A 16,487-nucleotide genomic window follows, 5' to 3' on the forward strand; every position below is an offset into this window, starting at 1 on the left:
ACTGTCAGACGAACAGGTTGCGCTTGACGATATCATTCAGGCGGCCGACGTCGTCGAGCGCGCTGAACATGTTCTTCACGCTGTCGAAGGCCTTCTGGATGCCCTCGCGGTGGTCGTCCTTGTTGTACTTGCCCAGGTCGTCCGCGCCCGTGAACGGGTTGAAGCCCAGCGCCTGGGTGTTGCCCAGCGCGTTGAAGGTCTTGGTGACGGCCTCGGTGGCCTTGCTCAGCGCGTTGTCGCGCGTCGCGTCGAAGGTCGCCTTGTTGAACGTGGCGGAGCTCGACTTGCCGTCCGCGCTGGAGGTGGCCTTCTCGCTCAGCGTCATGAAGTCGCCGGTCTTGAACTTGTCCACCGTGCCGTCGTTGCCCGTCACCTCGCGGCCGCCGTAGGACCAGGAGGCCGTGGAGTCGCCCATGTTCAGGCGGTCCGAGAAGTGCTTGGTCGTGAAGTCCGCGGAGGTCTCCCAGCCGTCCTTCGTGATCTGCCCGACCTTGCCCTTGCCCTTGTCGATGTCCGTGACCTGGATGTGGTCGTCGCCGCAGGTGATGTCCAGCTTGCCGGTCACCGTCATGCCGTTGCCGTACGGGACGCAGCCCACGTGGATCTGCGTGCCGTCACCCAGCACGAAGGTCGTGTCGCGCTTGAAGTCGAACTTGCCGCCGTCGCTCTCGTCGACGTGCGGGTCGCCCCAGATGCGGGTGCTCTTGCCGTCCGGGCCGGAGATCTTCCACTCCTGCGTGCCCAGCTGCTCAATCTTGTAGCCGCCCGGCGTGGTGATGACGCCGTTGCTGTCCACCTTGAGCTTGTCCGCGGGGCGCATCTGCGCCTCCCACTTCGGCGCCTCCGAGGGGAAGGCCCCGCTCGTCGACGCCTGCTCGGGCGTGGACGACTGGCCGCTCACGAACGAGCTGCCGTCCGCGGTCTTCGAGGTGGCCGGCTGCGCGGAGGCCTGCTTCAGCTGCGCATCGATGAGGGACAGCGCCTCGTTGGCGGTCGACTCGATGAGCTTGATGTTCTTCGCCAGCTCCGCCTCGCTCAGGCCGGGGGCGTTGGTGGTGCTCTGGAGGACGCGCGCGCTGTTGCCGGTGGAGGTGATGCCAGCCATGTTTTCCCCTCGATGATGGCGCCTCGGAAGGCGCGGACTTTCTGAACCTGGATTATCCAGCAGGCGCGATCAGAAGTTGTGCCCACACGGTGAATTCCAGCAGGGTGGGAAGCAGGGCGCCAGACCCGGTGGGGGGCCTGGCGCCATCCCCGCGAAACTACTGGTTTTCCAGGGCGATGCGCAGGCCGGTGATGAAGGCGTACTTGATGGTGGTGGCGTTCGCCTTGTCGTCCTTCACCATGTCGTGGGCCTTCTTCAGCCAGGCGTTGACCTCCGCGTCGCTGGGAGGCCGGCCGTTGGGCCCCAGGACCTCGCGGAAGGCCTCGTTCAGCAGGCGGCGCAGGGTGCCGTCATCCGTCTTGTCCAGGCCGTCACGGGCCTCGCGCATCATGGAGGGCAGGTGGGTCTTCACCCCCGTGGCGTTCATCTTGTCGTCGTCCACCATCTTGCGGGCCTTCTGGGTCCAGGTCTCCAGCTCGCCGGAGGTGGGCTCGCGGCCGTAGGTGTTCTTGAAGGCGTCCTTCGCCAGGTTGCGCAGGGTGGCGGTGTCCGTCTTGTCCAGGCCGTCGCGCACGTCGCGCATCATGGACGGCAGCGTCGTCTTGACGCCGGTGGCGTTCATCTTGTCGTCGTCCACCATCTTCCGGGCCTTCTGGGTCCAGGTCTCCAGCTCGCTGGAGGTGGGCTCGCGGCCGTAGGTCGTCTTGAAGACGTCCTTCGCCAGGTTGCGCAGGGTGGCGGTGTCCGTCTTGTCCAGGCCGTCACGCACGTCGCGCATCATGGACGGCAGCGTCGTCTTGACGCCGGTGGCGCTCATCTTGTCGTCGTCCACCATCTTCTGGGCCTTCTCGGTCCAGGTCGCCAGCTCGCTGGAGGAGGGCTCGCGGCCGAAGACGGTCTTGAAGATGTCCTTCGCCATGTTGCGCAGGGTGGCGGTGTCGGTCTTGTCCAGACCGTCGCGCACCTCGCGCATCTTCGAGGGAAGGTTGTACTTGATGGAGATGGCGTCCATGCCGTCATCCGCCAGCTTCTGGGCTTCCGCCGCCCACCTGGTGAGTTCAGCATCACCGGGGGCCCGGCCGAAGACGGTCTTGAAGGTCTCCGCCGCCACGTTGCGCAGCTCCGCGGAGCCAGGCTTCACGGCGGTGCCGGCCTGGATCTCACGGAGCTTCGCGATGACGGCGTACTTGATCTCCGTGCCGTTCTTGCCCTTCCCCGCCAGCTCCTCCGCGAGCTTGACCATCTCCTTGCGCTCGCTGGTGGTGGGGACGCGGCCGATCTGCTGGTAGGCCTCATCCACCCGGGAGGTGATGGCGGACGGGCTGGGGCGGCTGTCCGGCAGGAGCGGTCCCCTGGCGACCGGGGCTGCCTGGGCGGTGACGTAGCTGGTGCGGGCCGTCTCCACCGGAGCCGTGGTGGGGGTCGCCGCCGTCGCCTGCGTGGCGGTCAGCTGCTGCAAACCCTTGAGGAAGTCGAGTTCCGCTGACTGGGCCGACTTCGCGGTCGGCTGGCTCTGGGTATTGGAAAGAACAGCGTTGAGCGCGCGCTCGACAATCTTCACTGGAATCTCCTTGGGAACAGCGGGAGTCCTCCCCCGTCTTCAATTATCCGTGAATATCCAGGAAAGTTACCTCAAGCGCCAGAACCAGAACTTTCTACAGGAAATGCAAAAGAAAGCGGCGGCGTGCATCGCGCGGCAACGCAGTGCATTAGTACCCGGGGACAGCGCAGGTGTCTGGTCGCCTGTCCGCACCTCAACGCCATACCTGGTGAGGCGTTGAGTGCCGGGGATGTGTCTCCTAGAAGGCGTCGCTCACCGTGGACAGCCCTGGCTGTCCCCATCGAGGTCTCCCCATGATGAGCCGTCTTTCGCGCGTGTGTCTGGGTCTTGTGTTCGTCGTTGGAAGTGCTTGTGGCGGAGGTACGGAGGACACGCAGGCCGGTGAGCCGCTGGGCACCGTCCAGGCGGAGGTCGCAACGCTCGAGTACAACGTGGCCGGCGGGAACTGCGACTCCTTCGACTTCGTCACCTTTGGCCAGGACGGCTCCGGACAGTGGGGCCAGGGCGCCTTCAACAAGCAGTACGACAGCTTCTGCGTGATGGACGACCGGTCGGACGGCAAGCGCGTGGGCATCCACTGGCGGCTGGGCGACGACTCCCGCCGGGGCCTGTGTGTCTTCACCGGCGGGGCGAACGGCTCCGGCAAGTGCGACAAGGACCTTCCGGAGGGCAAGCGGCTGGAGCTGCGCATCGGCCGCTGCGACGGCAGCGTCTCCGCCTGCGACACGCCGTCGGCCGGCTGGAGCTGGGAGCCGTGGGGTAGCACCACGACCAGCCCCTGATTCCGGCTGGGTCGCCGGTCCGTGGCGCGGTAGCCTGCCGCGCCACGTTGACCGGAGGCCCCGCATGGCCGTGTTGGAAAAGCCTGTCATCATCGGTCGCTCGAGCTCGCACTTCACGCGCATCGCGCGCATCTTCGCGGCGGAGCTGCGTGTCGACCCCTCCTTCCAGGTGGTGCGAGACCTGCTGTCGACGGACCCGGGGGACTACGGCGGCAATCCCGCGCTCCGGATCCCTGTGCTGAAGACCTCCCGGGGTGTCTGGTTCGGCGCGCTCAATGCCTCCCGTGAAATGTGGCGGCAGTCGAGCCCCCGGCTCCGCGTGGTGTGGCCGGAGGACCTGGACACGCCGCTGCTGGCCAACATGCAGGAACTCACCCTGCAGGCCATGGCGACGGAGGTGACGCTGGTCATGGAGAAGATGGCCGGCGCCGGTGAGGGCACCACCCATGCGCGCAAGCTGCGCGAATCCCTGCTCAACATGATGGCGTGGCTGGAGGAGAACGCGAACGCAGCGCTCGCGGCCCTCCCGCCCGAGCGGGACGTGAGCTACCTGGAGGTCACGCTCTTCTGCCTCGTGACCCATCTGGAGTTCCGGGACGTCCTGCCCGTCCAGCCGTACGCGGCGCTGAACCAGTTCCGCCAGCAGTTCGAGCAGCGGCCCTCCGCCAGCGAAACCCGCTACCGCTTCGACACCTGAGCCCGCGAGCCCTTCATCGCGCCCCGAAGCAGGCGGCGGAAGGTGGGGCAGTCCAGGTGGTTCGGGTGGGGGCAGGCGGCGGCGTGGCGCAGGCTGTCGCGCATCGCGCTCAGCTCGTGGATCCGCTTGTCCAGCTTCTCCGCCTGGGCCGTGAGCATCTTCCGGTCGATGCGCGGCCGCCTTCCCGGCGCGAACACGCGCGCGATTTCATCGAGCGAGAAGCCCGCGGCCCGCCCGAGGGCAATCAATGCCAGCCGCTCCAGCACGCCGGGGTCGAACAGGCGGCGAAGCCCCCGCCTGCCAACGGAGGCAATCAGCCCCTTCTCCTCGTAGAAGCGCAGCGCCGAGGCTGGGACCCCGGAGCGCCGCGCCACCTCCGTGATGTCCAGCGCGTCCATCCCCTTGACCTCAAGTTGACTTGAAGTGGCACAGTGCTGCCATCCGTTCTTGAAGGCAAGCAGGAGGAGACGCACATGGATGTCACCCGCCAGACCCAGGACGAACAGACGGCGCTGTGGAACGGCACCGCGGGACGCGCCTGGGCCGAAGCGCAGACGGTGCTCGATGCGATGTTCAAGCCGCTCGAGGACCTGCTCGTGGAGGCGGTCGTCGCCAGCGCCGCGAGCCAGGTGCTCGACGTGGGCTGCGGCACGGGCGCCACGACGCTCGCCGTCGCGCGGAGGCTGGGCCCGCAGGACCGCTGCACCGGCATTGACCTCTCGGAGCCGATGCTCGCCGTCGCCCGCGCCCGGGCCGAAGAGGAAGGCACTCCAGCGAGCTTCGTCCGCGCCAACGCGCAGTCGCATGCCTTCGAGCCCGCCAGCTTCGACCGGATCATCTCGCGCTTCGGCGTCATGTTCTTCGACGACCCCGCCCGCGCCTTCGCGAACCTGCGGCATTCCGCGAAGGACAGCGCCACGCTTCACCTCATCGCGTGGCGAGGCCCCTCGGAGAACCCGTTCATGACGACGGCCGAGCGCGCCGCGGCGCCGCTCCTTCCGAACCTCCCCGCCCGCCGGCCGGACGCGCCGGGACAGTTCGGCTTCGCGGATTCAAACCGGGTCCACCGCATCCTGGCGGAGAGCGGCTGGACCGGAATCGACATCCAGCCCATCGACGTCACCTGCACCCTGCCCGAAAAGGAGCTGGTCCCGTACCTGACCCGGTTCGGGGTCCTCAGCCGGTTCCTGCCGGAGCTGGACGACCCGAGCCGCGCCCGGCTCATCGAAACGGTCCGCGCCGCGTTCGAGCCCTTCGTGCACGGGGCGGACGTCCGCTACACCGCCGCCTGCTGGAGCATTGGCGCCAGGAGTCCCTAGAACACGAACCAGGGACTCACGATGAAACCAGGGTGCGCCGCAGGAAGGAGAGCGCCCTGCCCCAGGCGTCGTGCCAGTCCTCGGGGCGCATGGTGTGGTCTGACTCGGGATACTCGTAGTGCGTGACGTGCGAGCCCAGCTGGGGGAAGTCCCTCCAGAGCCGGTGCGCGAAGTCCCGGGCCTGGTGCGCGGGGACGAGCCGGTCCCTCCCCGCGTTCAGCAGCAGCAGCGGATGGCGCGCGCAGTCCCAGGGCCGGTGGACGGGCGCGTGCCGCATCAGCTCGCGCAGTTCGTCCGTGACGTGGCCATCCGGGGGCGCCCAGTCCGGTGAGCCCAGCAGGGAAACCGTCGCCTGGACCCGGGAGTCCTCGGCCGCCACGGCCAGCGCGGTGAACGCGCCAAAGGAAACACCCGCGAGCCCGATGGGCCCGTGGCCCTCGGCCACCACGTGGTCGATGACCCGGGAGACGTCGTGGACGGCCTCGCGGATGAAGGACAGGAAGCGCGCGTGCGCGTCCGACGGGCCGAGCGAGTGCATCCCGTCGAGCCACGCGTCGCGCCGGGCGCCGTGATGCGGGGCATCCACGCCGACAGCGGCCAGGCCCCACGCCGCGAGCGCCTCCAGCTCCGCGCGCTGATCATCCGCGTTCGAGAACAGCCCATGGAGCACGATGACGGCCGGACCGGGCCGGGGCTCACCGTGCACCTTGAGGACCGGGATGCGGCCATCCACGAGGAAGCGGTATGCGTCAGGCATGCGGGGAGTATGCCCCGCTGCCTGGCTCAGGTGGGCCAGTTGCCTTCCGCGGGGTGGGGGCCGTCCGTGAAGGCGCGCACCAGGTGCGTGCCTCCAACGAAGGCGCCCGCCCAGGAGCCGCCCCTGCCTCCGAAGGACTCCTCCCGGTCGCCTCGCGAGCGCAGCGCGTTGATGCCCACCTTGAAGGCATGCAGCCGCGCGGCGATGCGCCGGGCCAGCTCCGGGTCATCCGTCGCCACCGAGGCCACGAGCGCGCCGTTGGAGACGTTGGCCTCGCGCAACAGCTCTTCCTCCGAGTCCACCGACACCAGGATGTCCACGGGGCCGAAGGGCTCGCGCAGGTAGAGTTCACTGTCCCGGGGGATGCCGAAGAGCAGCACGGGCGGCAGGTACGCGCTCCGCTCCTGCCGCTCGGTGAAGGCGTCCTCCGCGAGTTCCCCCTGATGCAGCAGCTCCGTGCCCAGCTCCCGGGCCTCGGCGATGAGGGCCCGGAGCTCCTCGGCCTTGCTGGGAGAGATGAGCGGCCCGAAGTCCACGTGCGCGCCCAGGAGCGGATGGCCGACGCGCAGCGTGGAGACGGCGTCGACGTACGTCCGGACGAACTTCGGGACGAGCGACTTCTCGACGATCCAGCGCGTGTACGCGGTGCAGCGCTGCTTGCCGAAGTCGAAGCCCGCGCGAATCTGTCCGGCGAGCCGGTCCCAGTCCGAGAAGTGTGTAATCGCGTAGGCGTTCACGCCCTCCATCTCCAGCGCGTAGCGCTTGTCCGTGTCACGCAGGCGGCGGTGGACCTCGCCGCCGTTGGCGCGGCCGCCAATGAAGGCGACGCCCGCGATGCGGGGATGCGCGACGAGCGCCTCGGAGAGGTCCCTGCCGCGTCCGCCCACGAGCGAGACGGGAAGCCCCGCGCGGCGCAGCAAGGCGAAGGCAATCGTGAGGGAGACGCCGCCGCCCTGGGTGGGAATCTTCGCGATGACCGAGTTGCCCGAGAGCGCCTGCACGAGCACGTTGAGCAGCAACACGGAGAAGGGATAGTTCCAGGAGGCGATGTTGGAGATGAGGCCCAGCGGCTCGCGGTCCTCGAGCATCCCGTCCATCCGCTCCAGGTACCACGCGATGCCCGCGAGACACCGGTCCACGTCGTTGGAGGCCGTGGGCAGCGTCTTGCCGATGTCCCACGCCAGGATGCGGATCAGCAGGTCGCGGTGCGCATGGATCAGCACCACCGCCTCGGCGACCGCACGGGCGCGGTCCCGGAGCGGACGGGCCGCCCAGGGCGCGAACTCGTCGGCGGCATGCTCGACGCCCGCGGCGACCTGGGAGGCGCCCAAGAGCGGCAGCTCCGCGATGACGCTGCAGTCGATGGGCGACACGGCGCTGAACCAGGCGGGCGGCACGACCCACCTGCCGGCGACGGGTGAGAGCAGCCGGCCCTGCGCATCAAAGGCCTCTGGCACGGCCCTCCGGGCTTCGATGAGCAGGCGGCGGCTTTCGAGGTGCCGAAGGGGCTCGCCAACACGTCCGGTCTCCAGCATGGGTGCTCCTCCTCGCGCGTGGGGTTCGCGCTGAATCGGTTGAGGGCGCGACCCATGACAGGCCGCGGCATGCCGGAAGTATCGGCATGCACACGGCGTCTGTCTGGGGAGGCAGGAAGGGGGACGGCCCCCAGGACGCCCCCGACGCAGAGGTCACCGCCCCAGGATGAGGATGGCCATCCCCACGACGAGGACGAGGATCATCAGCGTCTTCTGCGGAAGGTTCGCCTCGCGGAAGAGGAAGGCGGACAGGAGGAAGGCGACGATGAGGCTGGTCCGGCGCAGGACGGACAGCAGCGACACCAGGGCGTGGGGATCCGCGATGGCGTGGAAGTAGATGAGCTCCGCCAGCACCCAGGAGATGCCCACCAGCGGAACGGCCCAGCTCCACCGCAGGCCCATCCCCCCGCCTCCCCTGCGCAGCATGTACGGCACGAAGAGGAGGACGGACAGCACGAACCGCTGGAAGGCGGAGTGCGCCTGGATGGCCAGCGTGGGCAGCTGGATGACGAGGTACTTGTCGTAGACCGTCGTCACCGCCGACAGCACCGTGGCGGACAGCATGAGCAGGACCGGGGTGCTCCGGAAGACGACGATGCCCTCCTTCCGGCCGATGACGGAGAGCACGTAGTAGGAGCAGACGGTGATCATCAGCCCCAGGAACTGCATGGGCGTCAGCAGCTCCCGGAACATCACGAAGCCGCCCGCGAGCGTCCACAGCGGCCCCGACGCCCGGACCGCGCCCGCGATGGAGACGGGCAGCTCCCGGACCGCTTGGTACGCGAGGATCCACGACGCCGTCATCGCCACGCCCTTGGGCAGCAGGAGCGCATGCTCCCGGAGCGACAGCCCGAGCGGGTCGACATGGATGGGCAGCGCCCCGGTGAACAGGACGGGCACCCAGACCAGCGCCCCGAACAGCGAGGACCACATGACGACCGGGATGACGTCGTTGTCCGTCATCGCCTTCTTCGTCCAGACGTCATAGAGGCCGAGCATCACCCCCGCGCCCAGACCATAGGCAATCCACATGTCAGCCTCCCCGTGAGCGGAAGGCCGCCAGCGTCTGGCGCAGGTGGTCCGTGGACTTGGTCCCCGTCAGCACCCAGCCGCGGAAGGGCTGGCGCAGAACGTGGTCCAGCGCCTCCCGCAGGACGGTCTCGCGCGGGCGGTCCGTGTCATGGAGCACCTGTCCCATGGCGAAGGGCCGGTTGATGAGCACCTGGAGCCCGTGCCGCGAGGCCAGCGCGAAGACCGGCTCCAGCGTCCGGTTCAGCGTGTTGTAGGGAAACTGCAGGTGCGAATAGAGGCCCACCGCGCACGCGGCCTCCGCCGCCGCCACGTCGCTGATGCTCGCGCCCAGCCAGCGGATGCCCAGCGAGCGGGCGTATTCGAGCGTGCGGACCACGCCGGGCGCGCCCACGTTGGCGGCGGTGGCCTTGTGCACCTGGAGCAGGTCGATGCGCCCGAGCCGGCGCAGGCTCTGGTCCAGGCTGCGGCGAAGCGCGTCGTGCGAATGGTCGGTGAAGGAGGCCTGGGTCTGCGCGTCCCAGTGCTCGCCCAGCTTGGTGGCCACGAGCAGCCCTTCACGGAGAGCCCCCAGCGTCGCGAGGAAGACCCCGAAGCGCTCCTCGCTGGTTCCATACGCGGGGGCCGTGTCGAAGCACTGGATGCCCGACTCGAAGGCCACCTCCAGGAGGCGCCGCGCGTCCGCCTCGGACGGAGGAGGTTCGGAGCGGTAGCCCCAGGTCCGGCCAATGGACAGCAGCCCCAGCCCGAGTCCGGCCTCATGCGTGGCGCTCATGGCGCCACCTTCGGATGGAAGAAGGACTGGGGCTTCGCGTCCTCCAGGCGGAAGGCGCCACTGCCCGCGATGACCTGCCCCACGCCGAGCACCAGCCCCCGGGCCGTGCCGGAGCCCTTGAGGACGGAACCGCGCAGGTCCGGGTCCGGGCCGCTGAACGCGGTCCCTCCGGCCAGGGTGCACCTGTCCACGGTGATGGCCCCCAGCACCTGGGTCCCCGACCCCAGCTCCGTCTGGCCAAAGACAGACGCCCCGCCCAGGTAGCGCCCCCCGTCGCCAATGACGATGCGCGCCTGGGGGCTGTTCGCCTTCGCGGTGAAGCCGCCCTCGCCAAACTGGTTGCCATGGCCGATGGAGATGGGGCCGGTCTCCGCGGCCATCAGGGTGCCGGTGTGGAAGACATTGCGGTCGCCCAGCGACAGCACCGCGGACGCCGTGCAGGTCAGGGTGACGCAGGGGTGGAAGACATTGCCCTCACCGATGCGGGCATGCCGGGAGATGAGCACGGAGAACGGGTCGAAGATGACGTTGCCCCGGCTGGCCAGCCCGAGGACCTCCTCGATGGTCAGCAGGTCCGCCGCGCGGCGGGGGGCATTGAGGGCGGAGAGCAGGTCCAGGTCAGGCCGCATGGGAGGACTCGCGACGGGCAAGGGTGAGGTTGGCGTGGAGGACGTCACAGGGGCGCTTCGCGATGAGGCCGTCCTCCAGGCGCTCGTAGAGCCGCGCCGTCAGCACGTCCGTCAGGAAGGGCGTCTCCGTCATCTTTCCCGGCAGGATGCAGATGTGCCCGGGGACGGGCTCATGGATGGCGATGTTGAGCGAGCGCGCGGCGCTGGCGTCGGGCGCGAAGTCCACCTTCGTGCAGGCCACGTCCGTGAATGGCGCGCCGTTCTTCCACCCCGGCACCAGCCGCTCCAGCGCGCGGTGGAGGTTGTCCGCCTTCTCCGCGATGACGTTGTAGTCAGGCTCGGTGCAGAGGAGCGCGTCCTCGTTCAGGCCGACGATGCTGTAGCCCCCGTGGTGCATCATCGCCGCTTCGTGCGCGTCCACGTAGAACAGGCCGTGGGCGCCCAGGCGCGGCACGACGACCAGGTGGCTCTTCCAGTAGCGGATGGGGAGCTCCAGCTGGAAGAAGTCACGGAAGAGGTCCCGGGCGCCGAAGCCCGCCGAGTACACGAACAGCCCGGCCTCGACCTGGAGCGTCTCGCCGCTGGCGGTACGGACGCTCGCCTCCAATCCATTGATGCGCTCCAGGCGGGCCCCGGTGAGGACCTCGGTGCCGCCCTGCTGCGCCGACGTGAGGAGCTTGCGGTACAGCATCCGGGTGTTGAGGCTGACGTCCGCGACCTCGAACACGGCGGCCGCCCGGGACAGGTCCGCGGACGGGAAGCTCGCGGACGCCGCGGCCCGGGTCCGGGGCCGGTACCAGACGCCGGCCTCGTCCCAGCGGGACACCAGCTCCTGGACCCGGTCCGCGTCGCGCACCAGGACCAGCGGTGTCCGGTCCGCGTCCTCCACCGCCTCGGGGGCGAAGGCGCGGATCTGCTCGTGCCCGTAGATGCACCGCCGCGCCACCTGGACCGCGCTCTCCCGGTCGCGGATGGAGCCGGCGTGATAGCTGCCACGGTGCAGCCATCCCTCATTCCGCGTCGAGGGGCCGCTGGCGAGCGTTGGCTGCTTCTCCAGCAGCAACAGCCGCAATCCCAGACGCGACAGTTTGTGGCTGACCATCAGCCCGGTGATGCCTCCTCCCACCAACACCACGTCATAGCGGCGGACGTCGCGCGTCACGGCATGCCTCCTTGTCGTTGCATGGCGAATCCATTCCCGGCCCAAATCGTCACCAATACGTGACTTTCAAGAAATCCAAGCCGTGGCAGATTTGCCTGTTCAGCTTCGGCAACGGAAGGATGCGCGGCGTCTGTCCATGGCCGGGCCGCGGGTCCCCCTTGGGGGCGGATGGCCCGGGCTGCCGGGAAGCGACGTGCTGGCTTGGAAGCCGGGCCGGGTGTCTCCGGATTCACGCGTGCGCGCGCACTCCCCGGGGTCCATCCCGGGCGCCCCCCCCACGTCCTGCCGCGACGGGCACTGGCGCCGCATGGCGGCACGGCGCGACACGCATGCGCCCTGGACAATTGCAGCCAGCGTTCAAGTGATTGCCAGCCGGGTGTCGGGCGGCCACGCTCGCCGCATGGGACACAAGCGGCTGACGAAGCTGGGGGTGGTCGGTGGTGGGGCCATGGGGTGCGGCATCGCGCTCGAGTGGGCCATCGCCGGCAGGCAGGTGGTGCTCTTCAACAGGCAGGCGGACAGCAGCGAGGCGGCGCGCGTGAAGCTGGAGCGTGACGCGGCGCTGCTGGTGGAGACGGGGCTGCTGACGGCGGAGCAGCGCACCGCCGCGCTCGCGCGCATCCGGCGCACCACGGTGCTCGCCGAGGCCGCGGTGGGCCAGGACCTGGTCATCGAGTCCATCCCCGAGGACCTGGCGCTCAAGCAGCAGCTCTTCAAGGAACTGGACCGGCTCACTTCGCCGGACACGCTGCTCGCCACCAACACCACCGCGCTGAGCGTGACCGCCATTGCCCGGGACTGCGCGCATCCCGAGCGCGTCCTCTCCGCGCACTACTACCTGCCCGCGCACCTGGTGCCGCTGGTGGACGTCATCCCGGGAGAGAAGACCTCGCCGGACGCGGTGGAGACGGTGCGTCGCTTCCTTGAAGAGCTGGGCAAGTCGCCCGTGGTGTTCGCGAAGGACGTGCCGGGTTCGGTGGGCCCGCGTCTGCAGCAGGCGCTCATCGGTGAAGCGCTGCGCATCGTGTCGGAGGGCGTGGCCACGCCGGAGATGGTGGACCGCGTGCTCACGGAAGGAATCGGGCGGCGCCTGGGCGCGTCCGGTGTCTTCGACCGGCTGGACCTGGTGGGGTTGGACTTCATCACGAACGTCCTGCGCGGCTCAGGCCGCCCGGTGCCTCCGGTGCTCGCGCAGAAGGTGGACCGGGGTGAGCTGGGATTGAAGACGGGCCAGGGCTTCTACCCGTGGACGCCGGACAGCGCCGCGGCCTTCGAGGAGCGCATGGCCCGCCACCTCATCACCCAGCTGCGCGAGGACCGGGCCGCGGGCCGTACGCCCAAGCAGGAGTCCGGGGAATGAGCGCCAACGTCGTGCTCATGGACCCGGCGGCGCTGGCGGACTTCCTCGCGGACGCCGTGCGTGAGTACAAGGCGTGCACTCCGGAGCTGCCGCCGCGAAGCTGGGCCGTGCTGCTGGGGCGCTTCACGGACGACGCGATGCAGGTGGAGCGCGTGGGCTTCGCCACCAACATCCGCGAGACGGATGACAGCGTGCTCCAGGAGTTCAACGCGACCATCATCCCCCGCTTCGGCGCCTGCTACGCCAACGGGAGGCGAGGCTACTGGTGTGAGCCCCGCGAGCTGCTGCGCATCACCACCGAGGCCGAGGCGCAGGGGCTGGAGGTGCTCGGCTCCATCCACCTGCACCCGGACTGGCACCGCATCGGCCCGCCCCACGAGCGAGGCCTGCGCGTCAGCCAGGAGCCCACGCCCATGGACCGGCACCTGTTCCAGGGCAGCGGCTGGCCCCTCAACATGATCCTCTACCTGGAGCGGCGCGAGGGCGGGCTCTATCACTCACTCGGAGCCTGGGCCCCCCCCTCCGACGCGGAACCGGACGCGGCCTGCCGCGCGCTCACCATCCGGTTGCGAACGCCGGAAGCGGGCTTGGGATAGCCGGCGATGACGGACGGGCCGCCTGGGGCAGGTGCTCCCAAGCGGCCCTCGCCTTCCTGCTACGCGGCGGCGTCTTGCGTTGCCTGGACCTCCGCGGCCTCGGGGGCGGCCACGGTGCGCGTCTTCGCGATGAGCAGGTAGATGGCCGGCACGAAGTAGAGGGTGAAGAGCGTGCCCAGCGCCATGCCCGTCACCAGCACCAGCCCGATGCTGTTGCGCGCCGCCGCGCCCGGTCCCGACACCAGGACCAGCGGGAAGTGGCCCGCCACCGTCGCCACCGTCGTCATCAGGATGGGACGGAGCCGTTCGGACGCCGCCTCCTTCACCGCTTCCAGCTTCGTCTTCCCCTCCTCCTGGAGGCGGTTGGCGAAGTCCACGATGAGGATGCCGTTCTTCGCGATGAGCCCCACCAGCGTCACCAGGCCCACCTGCGAGTAGATGTTGAGCGTGGTGGTGAAGCTGTCCGTGAAGTACGGCATCGTCGGGTTCGGCATCCGCAGGAACGTCGTCACCAGCGCGCCAAACAGCGCCAGCGGCACCGACCCCGCGAGGATGATGAGCGGATCCCGGAAGCTGTTGAACTGCGCCGCGAGCACCAGGAAGATCAACACCACCGCCAGCCCGAACGCCGGAGCGAACGAGTCGCCCTCCGTGCGCAGCTGCCGGGACTCACCCGTGTAGTCGACGCGGTAGCCCGCGGGCAGGATGCGCGAGGCCTCCGTCTCCAGGTAGGTCAGCGCCTCATCCAGCGGGCGGATGGCCACGCCGCTGAGCTTGACGGCGTTGAGCTGCTGGAAGCGGTTGAGCGACCGGGGCGCCACCTTGTCCTTCAGCGTCGCGATGGACGACAGGGCCACGAGCTTGCCGTCGGGGCCCGTGACGTGGATGTCCTTGAGCTGCTCCGGGTTGAGGCGCGAGGTCCGCAGCACCTGCGGGATGACCTTGTAGCTGCGGCCCGCGATGTTGAACCGGTTGACGAAGTTGCCGCCCACGGCGGACCCCAGGTCCTGGCCCACGGTCCCCAGGTTCAAGCCCAGCTGCGCGACCTTCTCGCGGTCGACCTCGAGCTCCGACTGGGGCTGGTCCAGCTTCACGTCGATGATGGGCGGGAAGGCGAACAGGCCGCTCTGCGCCGCCTTCTCCTGGAGCTGCTGCGCGAAGCCCAGCAGCTCGTCCGCCTCCGCCGTGGAGGCGATGACGAACTCCACCGGGAAGTTGCCACCACCCGGCAGCGCGGGGGGCTGGAGCGTGAACGTCTGGACCGCCGGGATGGCGTTCACCCGCTCCTGCGCCTCCGCCAGCACCTGCGCCGTGGTCCGCGTGCGCTCCTTGAACGGCTTGAGCACCAGCCCCCAGAAGCCGTTGCTCGGCTGGACGATCTGGAAGTTGAAGCTGGACTCCGGCATCGACATCAGCGTCTCGCTCGTCTTGGTGATGGACGGCTTCAGCTGATCCAACGTGGAGTTGGCCGGAGTGCTGACGATGCCGATGACGAAGTCCTGGTCCTCCACCGGCGCCAGCTCCCGGGGCGACTGGCTGAACATCATCAGCGCGAGCACGCTCAGGAAGATCCACGCCGCGTAGACGGGCCCGCGCACCAGCAGCGAGCTGTCCAGGGAGCGCGCATACGCGGCCCGCAGGCGCTCGAAGGCGCGGTTGATGACGCCCGCGAGCCCCTTGTCCTCGTGCCCCGCCTTCAGGAGCACGGAGGACATCATCGGAGAGAGCGTCAGCGCCACCACGCCGGACAGGGCCACCGCTCCGGCCAGCGTGAGCGCGAACTCGCGGAACAGCGAGCCCGTGAGGCCGCCCTGGAAGGCGATGGGCGCGTACACCGCGGCCAGCGTGAGGGTCATCGCGATGATGGGGCCCACCAGCTCGCGCGCGCTCTTGAGGGCGGCGTCCACCGGGCGCAGCCCTTCACGCAGGTGGCGCTCCACGTTCTCCACCACGACGATGGCGTCATCCACCACCAGGCCCACGGACAGCACCACCGCGAGCAGGGTGAGCAGGTTCACCGTGAAGCCGAACACCTGCATCAGGAACACCGTGCCAATGAGCGACACCGGGATGGCCACCACCGGCACCAGGATGGAGCGCACCGAGCCCAGGAACAGGAAGATGACGAGGACCACGATGATGAGCGTCTCAATCAGCGTGCTCACCACCTCGTCGATGGCGTTCTGGATGTAGTCCGTGCCGTCGAAGGCGACGCCGCCTTTTATCTGCTCGGGCAGGTCCTTCTTGAGCGACTCCATCTCCACGCGGATGCCCTGCATGACGTCCAGCGAGTTGGCGTTGGGCAGCGCCCAGATGCCGACGAACACGGCCGTCTTCCCGTTGAGCGTCACGTCGGTGTCGTAGTCCTCGGCGCCCAGCACCACGTCCGCGACGTCCGACAGCCGCACCACCGCGCCGCCGTCCTTGCGGACGATGAGCTGCTTGAACTCCTCCACGGAGCGCAGGCCCGTGTTCGCCGTGAGGTTCACCTGCACGAGCGAGCCCTTCGTCTGGCCCACGGCGGCGAGCGTGTTGTTGGTGGCGAGCGCCTGGCGGACCTGGATGGGGCTGACGTTGAGCGCGGCCATCTGGTCCGGCTTCATCCACACCCGCATGGCGAACGTGCGCGCCCCGAGGATGTCCGCGCGCTGCACGCCCTCCACCGAGGACAGCCGGGGCTGCACCACGCGCACCAGGTAGTCGGACAGCTCGTTCTGCTCCAGGAACTCGGAGGTGAAGTTGAGGTACGCGACCGCGAACTGGCTGTCCGCGGACTCGATGCTCAGGATGGGGACCTGGGATTCGGGCGGAAGGTCGCCGCGCACCTGGTCCACCTTGGCGCTGATTTCGCTCAGGGCGCGGTTGGCGTCGTAGTTGAGCTTGAGCCGGGCGCGGATGATGGAGACGTTCTGCGAGCTGGTGGACTCGACGTATTCGATGCCGTCCGCCGCGGAGATGACGCGCTCCAGCGGCGTGGTGATGAAGCCCCGGACGAGCTCCGCGTTGGCGCCGACGTAGACCGTGGTGACGGTGATGTCCGCGTTCTCACTGCGCGGGTACTGCCGCACGTTGAGGGAGCGCAGGGCCTGCAGGCCGGCGATGATGATGATGAGGTTGACGACCAGCGCCACGACCGGGCGCCGGATGAACAGGTCGGTGAAGTTCATGGGTTCGCCTTCT

At 69.0% G+C, this 16,487-nt stretch carries 15 protein-coding genes; 5 read left to right on the forward strand and 10 right to left on the reverse strand.

What is annotated here, in order from left to right:
* Positions 1-4: 4 nt before the first annotated feature.
* Positions 5-1,105, reverse strand: a complete 1,101-nt coding sequence (locus tag D7X96_RS03195; protein ID WP_120546863.1) for a DUF1521 domain-containing protein — start codon at positions 1,103-1,105, stop codon at positions 5-7.
* A 157-nt stretch (positions 1,106-1,262) separates the two neighbouring features.
* Complete coding sequence (locus D7X96_RS03200) at positions 1,263-2,666, reverse strand: hypothetical protein (protein WP_121768945.1); 1,404 nt, start codon at positions 2,664-2,666, stop codon at positions 1,263-1,265.
* A 293-nt stretch (positions 2,667-2,959) separates the two neighbouring features.
* Between D7X96_RS03200 and D7X96_RS03205 the strand changes: the two genes are divergently transcribed.
* Positions 2,960-3,448 carry a hypothetical protein gene (locus tag D7X96_RS03205; RefSeq protein WP_147442647.1) on the forward strand — a complete coding sequence of 163 codons (489 nt, stop codon included), beginning with the start codon at positions 2,960-2,962 and terminating at the stop codon, positions 3,446-3,448.
* A gap of 64 nt (positions 3,449-3,512) precedes the next feature.
* Positions 3,513-4,145: a glutathione S-transferase domain-containing protein gene (locus tag D7X96_RS03210; protein WP_121721827.1), complete on the forward strand. Its 633-nt coding sequence runs from the start codon at positions 3,513-3,515 to the stop codon at positions 4,143-4,145.
* Here the strand turns inward: D7X96_RS03210 and D7X96_RS03215 are convergent.
* Positions 4,127-4,543, reverse strand: coding sequence for a helix-turn-helix domain-containing protein (locus D7X96_RS03215; RefSeq protein WP_121768946.1), 417 nt, complete (start codon positions 4,541-4,543; stop codon positions 4,127-4,129). The two genes, D7X96_RS03210 and D7X96_RS03215, sit on opposite strands and share 19 nt — an antisense overlap.
* A 75-nt stretch (positions 4,544-4,618) precedes the next feature.
* On the opposite strand from D7X96_RS03215, the gene D7X96_RS03220 reads away from it, so the two are divergent.
* Positions 4,619-5,464 carry a class I SAM-dependent methyltransferase gene (locus D7X96_RS03220; protein WP_121768981.1) on the forward strand — a complete coding sequence of 282 codons (846 nt, stop codon included), beginning with the start codon at positions 4,619-4,621 and terminating at the stop codon, positions 5,462-5,464.
* Between the two features lie 16 nt (positions 5,465-5,480).
* On the opposite strand, the gene D7X96_RS03225 is transcribed toward D7X96_RS03220, so the two are convergent.
* The 6 genes from D7X96_RS03225 to D7X96_RS03250 all read right to left on the reverse strand — a co-directional run bounded on the left by D7X96_RS03225 (position 5,481) and on the right by D7X96_RS03250 (position 11,351).
* Complete coding sequence (locus D7X96_RS03225; protein WP_121768947.1) at positions 5,481-6,221, reverse strand: dienelactone hydrolase family protein; 741 nt, start codon at positions 6,219-6,221, stop codon at positions 5,481-5,483.
* Positions 6,222-6,247: 26 nt separating this feature from the next.
* Positions 6,248-7,756, reverse strand: a complete 1,509-nt coding sequence (locus D7X96_RS03230) for an aldehyde dehydrogenase family protein (protein ID WP_120546857.1) — start codon at positions 7,754-7,756, stop codon at positions 6,248-6,250.
* A gap of 153 nt (positions 7,757-7,909) precedes the next feature.
* The gene (locus tag D7X96_RS03235; protein ID WP_120546856.1) at positions 7,910-8,788 is read right to left on the reverse strand and encodes a DMT family transporter; all 879 of its coding nucleotides are present in this window, start codon (positions 8,786-8,788) and stop codon (positions 7,910-7,912) included.
* 1 nt (position 8,789) lies between these two features.
* Positions 8,790-9,560, reverse strand: coding sequence for an aldo/keto reductase (locus tag D7X96_RS03240; protein ID WP_121768948.1), 771 nt, complete (start codon positions 9,558-9,560; stop codon positions 8,790-8,792).
* Positions 9,557-10,189, reverse strand: a complete 633-nt coding sequence (locus D7X96_RS03245; protein ID WP_120546854.1) for an LbetaH domain-containing protein — start codon at positions 10,187-10,189, stop codon at positions 9,557-9,559. Before D7X96_RS03245 ends, D7X96_RS03240 begins: the two co-directional genes overlap by 4 nt.
* The gene (locus D7X96_RS03250; RefSeq protein ID WP_120546853.1) at positions 10,179-11,351 is read right to left on the reverse strand and encodes an NAD(P)/FAD-dependent oxidoreductase; all 1,173 of its coding nucleotides are present in this window, start codon (positions 11,349-11,351) and stop codon (positions 10,179-10,181) included. The genes D7X96_RS03245 and D7X96_RS03250 overlap by 11 nt, the downstream gene beginning before the upstream one ends.
* Before the next feature lie 400 nt (positions 11,352-11,751).
* Between D7X96_RS03250 and D7X96_RS03255 the strand changes: the two genes are divergently transcribed.
* Together D7X96_RS03255 and D7X96_RS03260 are read left to right on the forward strand one after the other, a co-directional pair.
* Complete coding sequence (locus D7X96_RS03255; RefSeq protein WP_121721832.1) at positions 11,752-12,711, forward strand: 3-hydroxyacyl-CoA dehydrogenase family protein; 960 nt, start codon at positions 11,752-11,754, stop codon at positions 12,709-12,711.
* Complete coding sequence (locus D7X96_RS03260; RefSeq protein ID WP_121768949.1) at positions 12,708-13,307, forward strand: MPN domain-containing protein; 600 nt, start codon at positions 12,708-12,710, stop codon at positions 13,305-13,307. Before D7X96_RS03255 ends, D7X96_RS03260 begins: the two co-directional genes overlap by 4 nt.
* Before the next feature lie 59 nt (positions 13,308-13,366).
* Here D7X96_RS03260 and D7X96_RS03265 read toward each other — a convergent pair whose 3' ends face one another.
* The gene (locus D7X96_RS03265; protein WP_120546850.1) at positions 13,367-16,474 is read right to left on the reverse strand and encodes an efflux RND transporter permease subunit; all 3,108 of its coding nucleotides are present in this window, start codon (positions 16,472-16,474) and stop codon (positions 13,367-13,369) included.
* Positions 16,475-16,487 lie beyond the last annotated feature (13 nt).

This window comes from Corallococcus interemptor, assembly GCF_003668875.1.
In the GTDB taxonomy this organism is placed as follows: Bacteria; Myxococcota; Myxococcia; order Myxococcales; family Myxococcaceae; genus Corallococcus; species Corallococcus interemptor.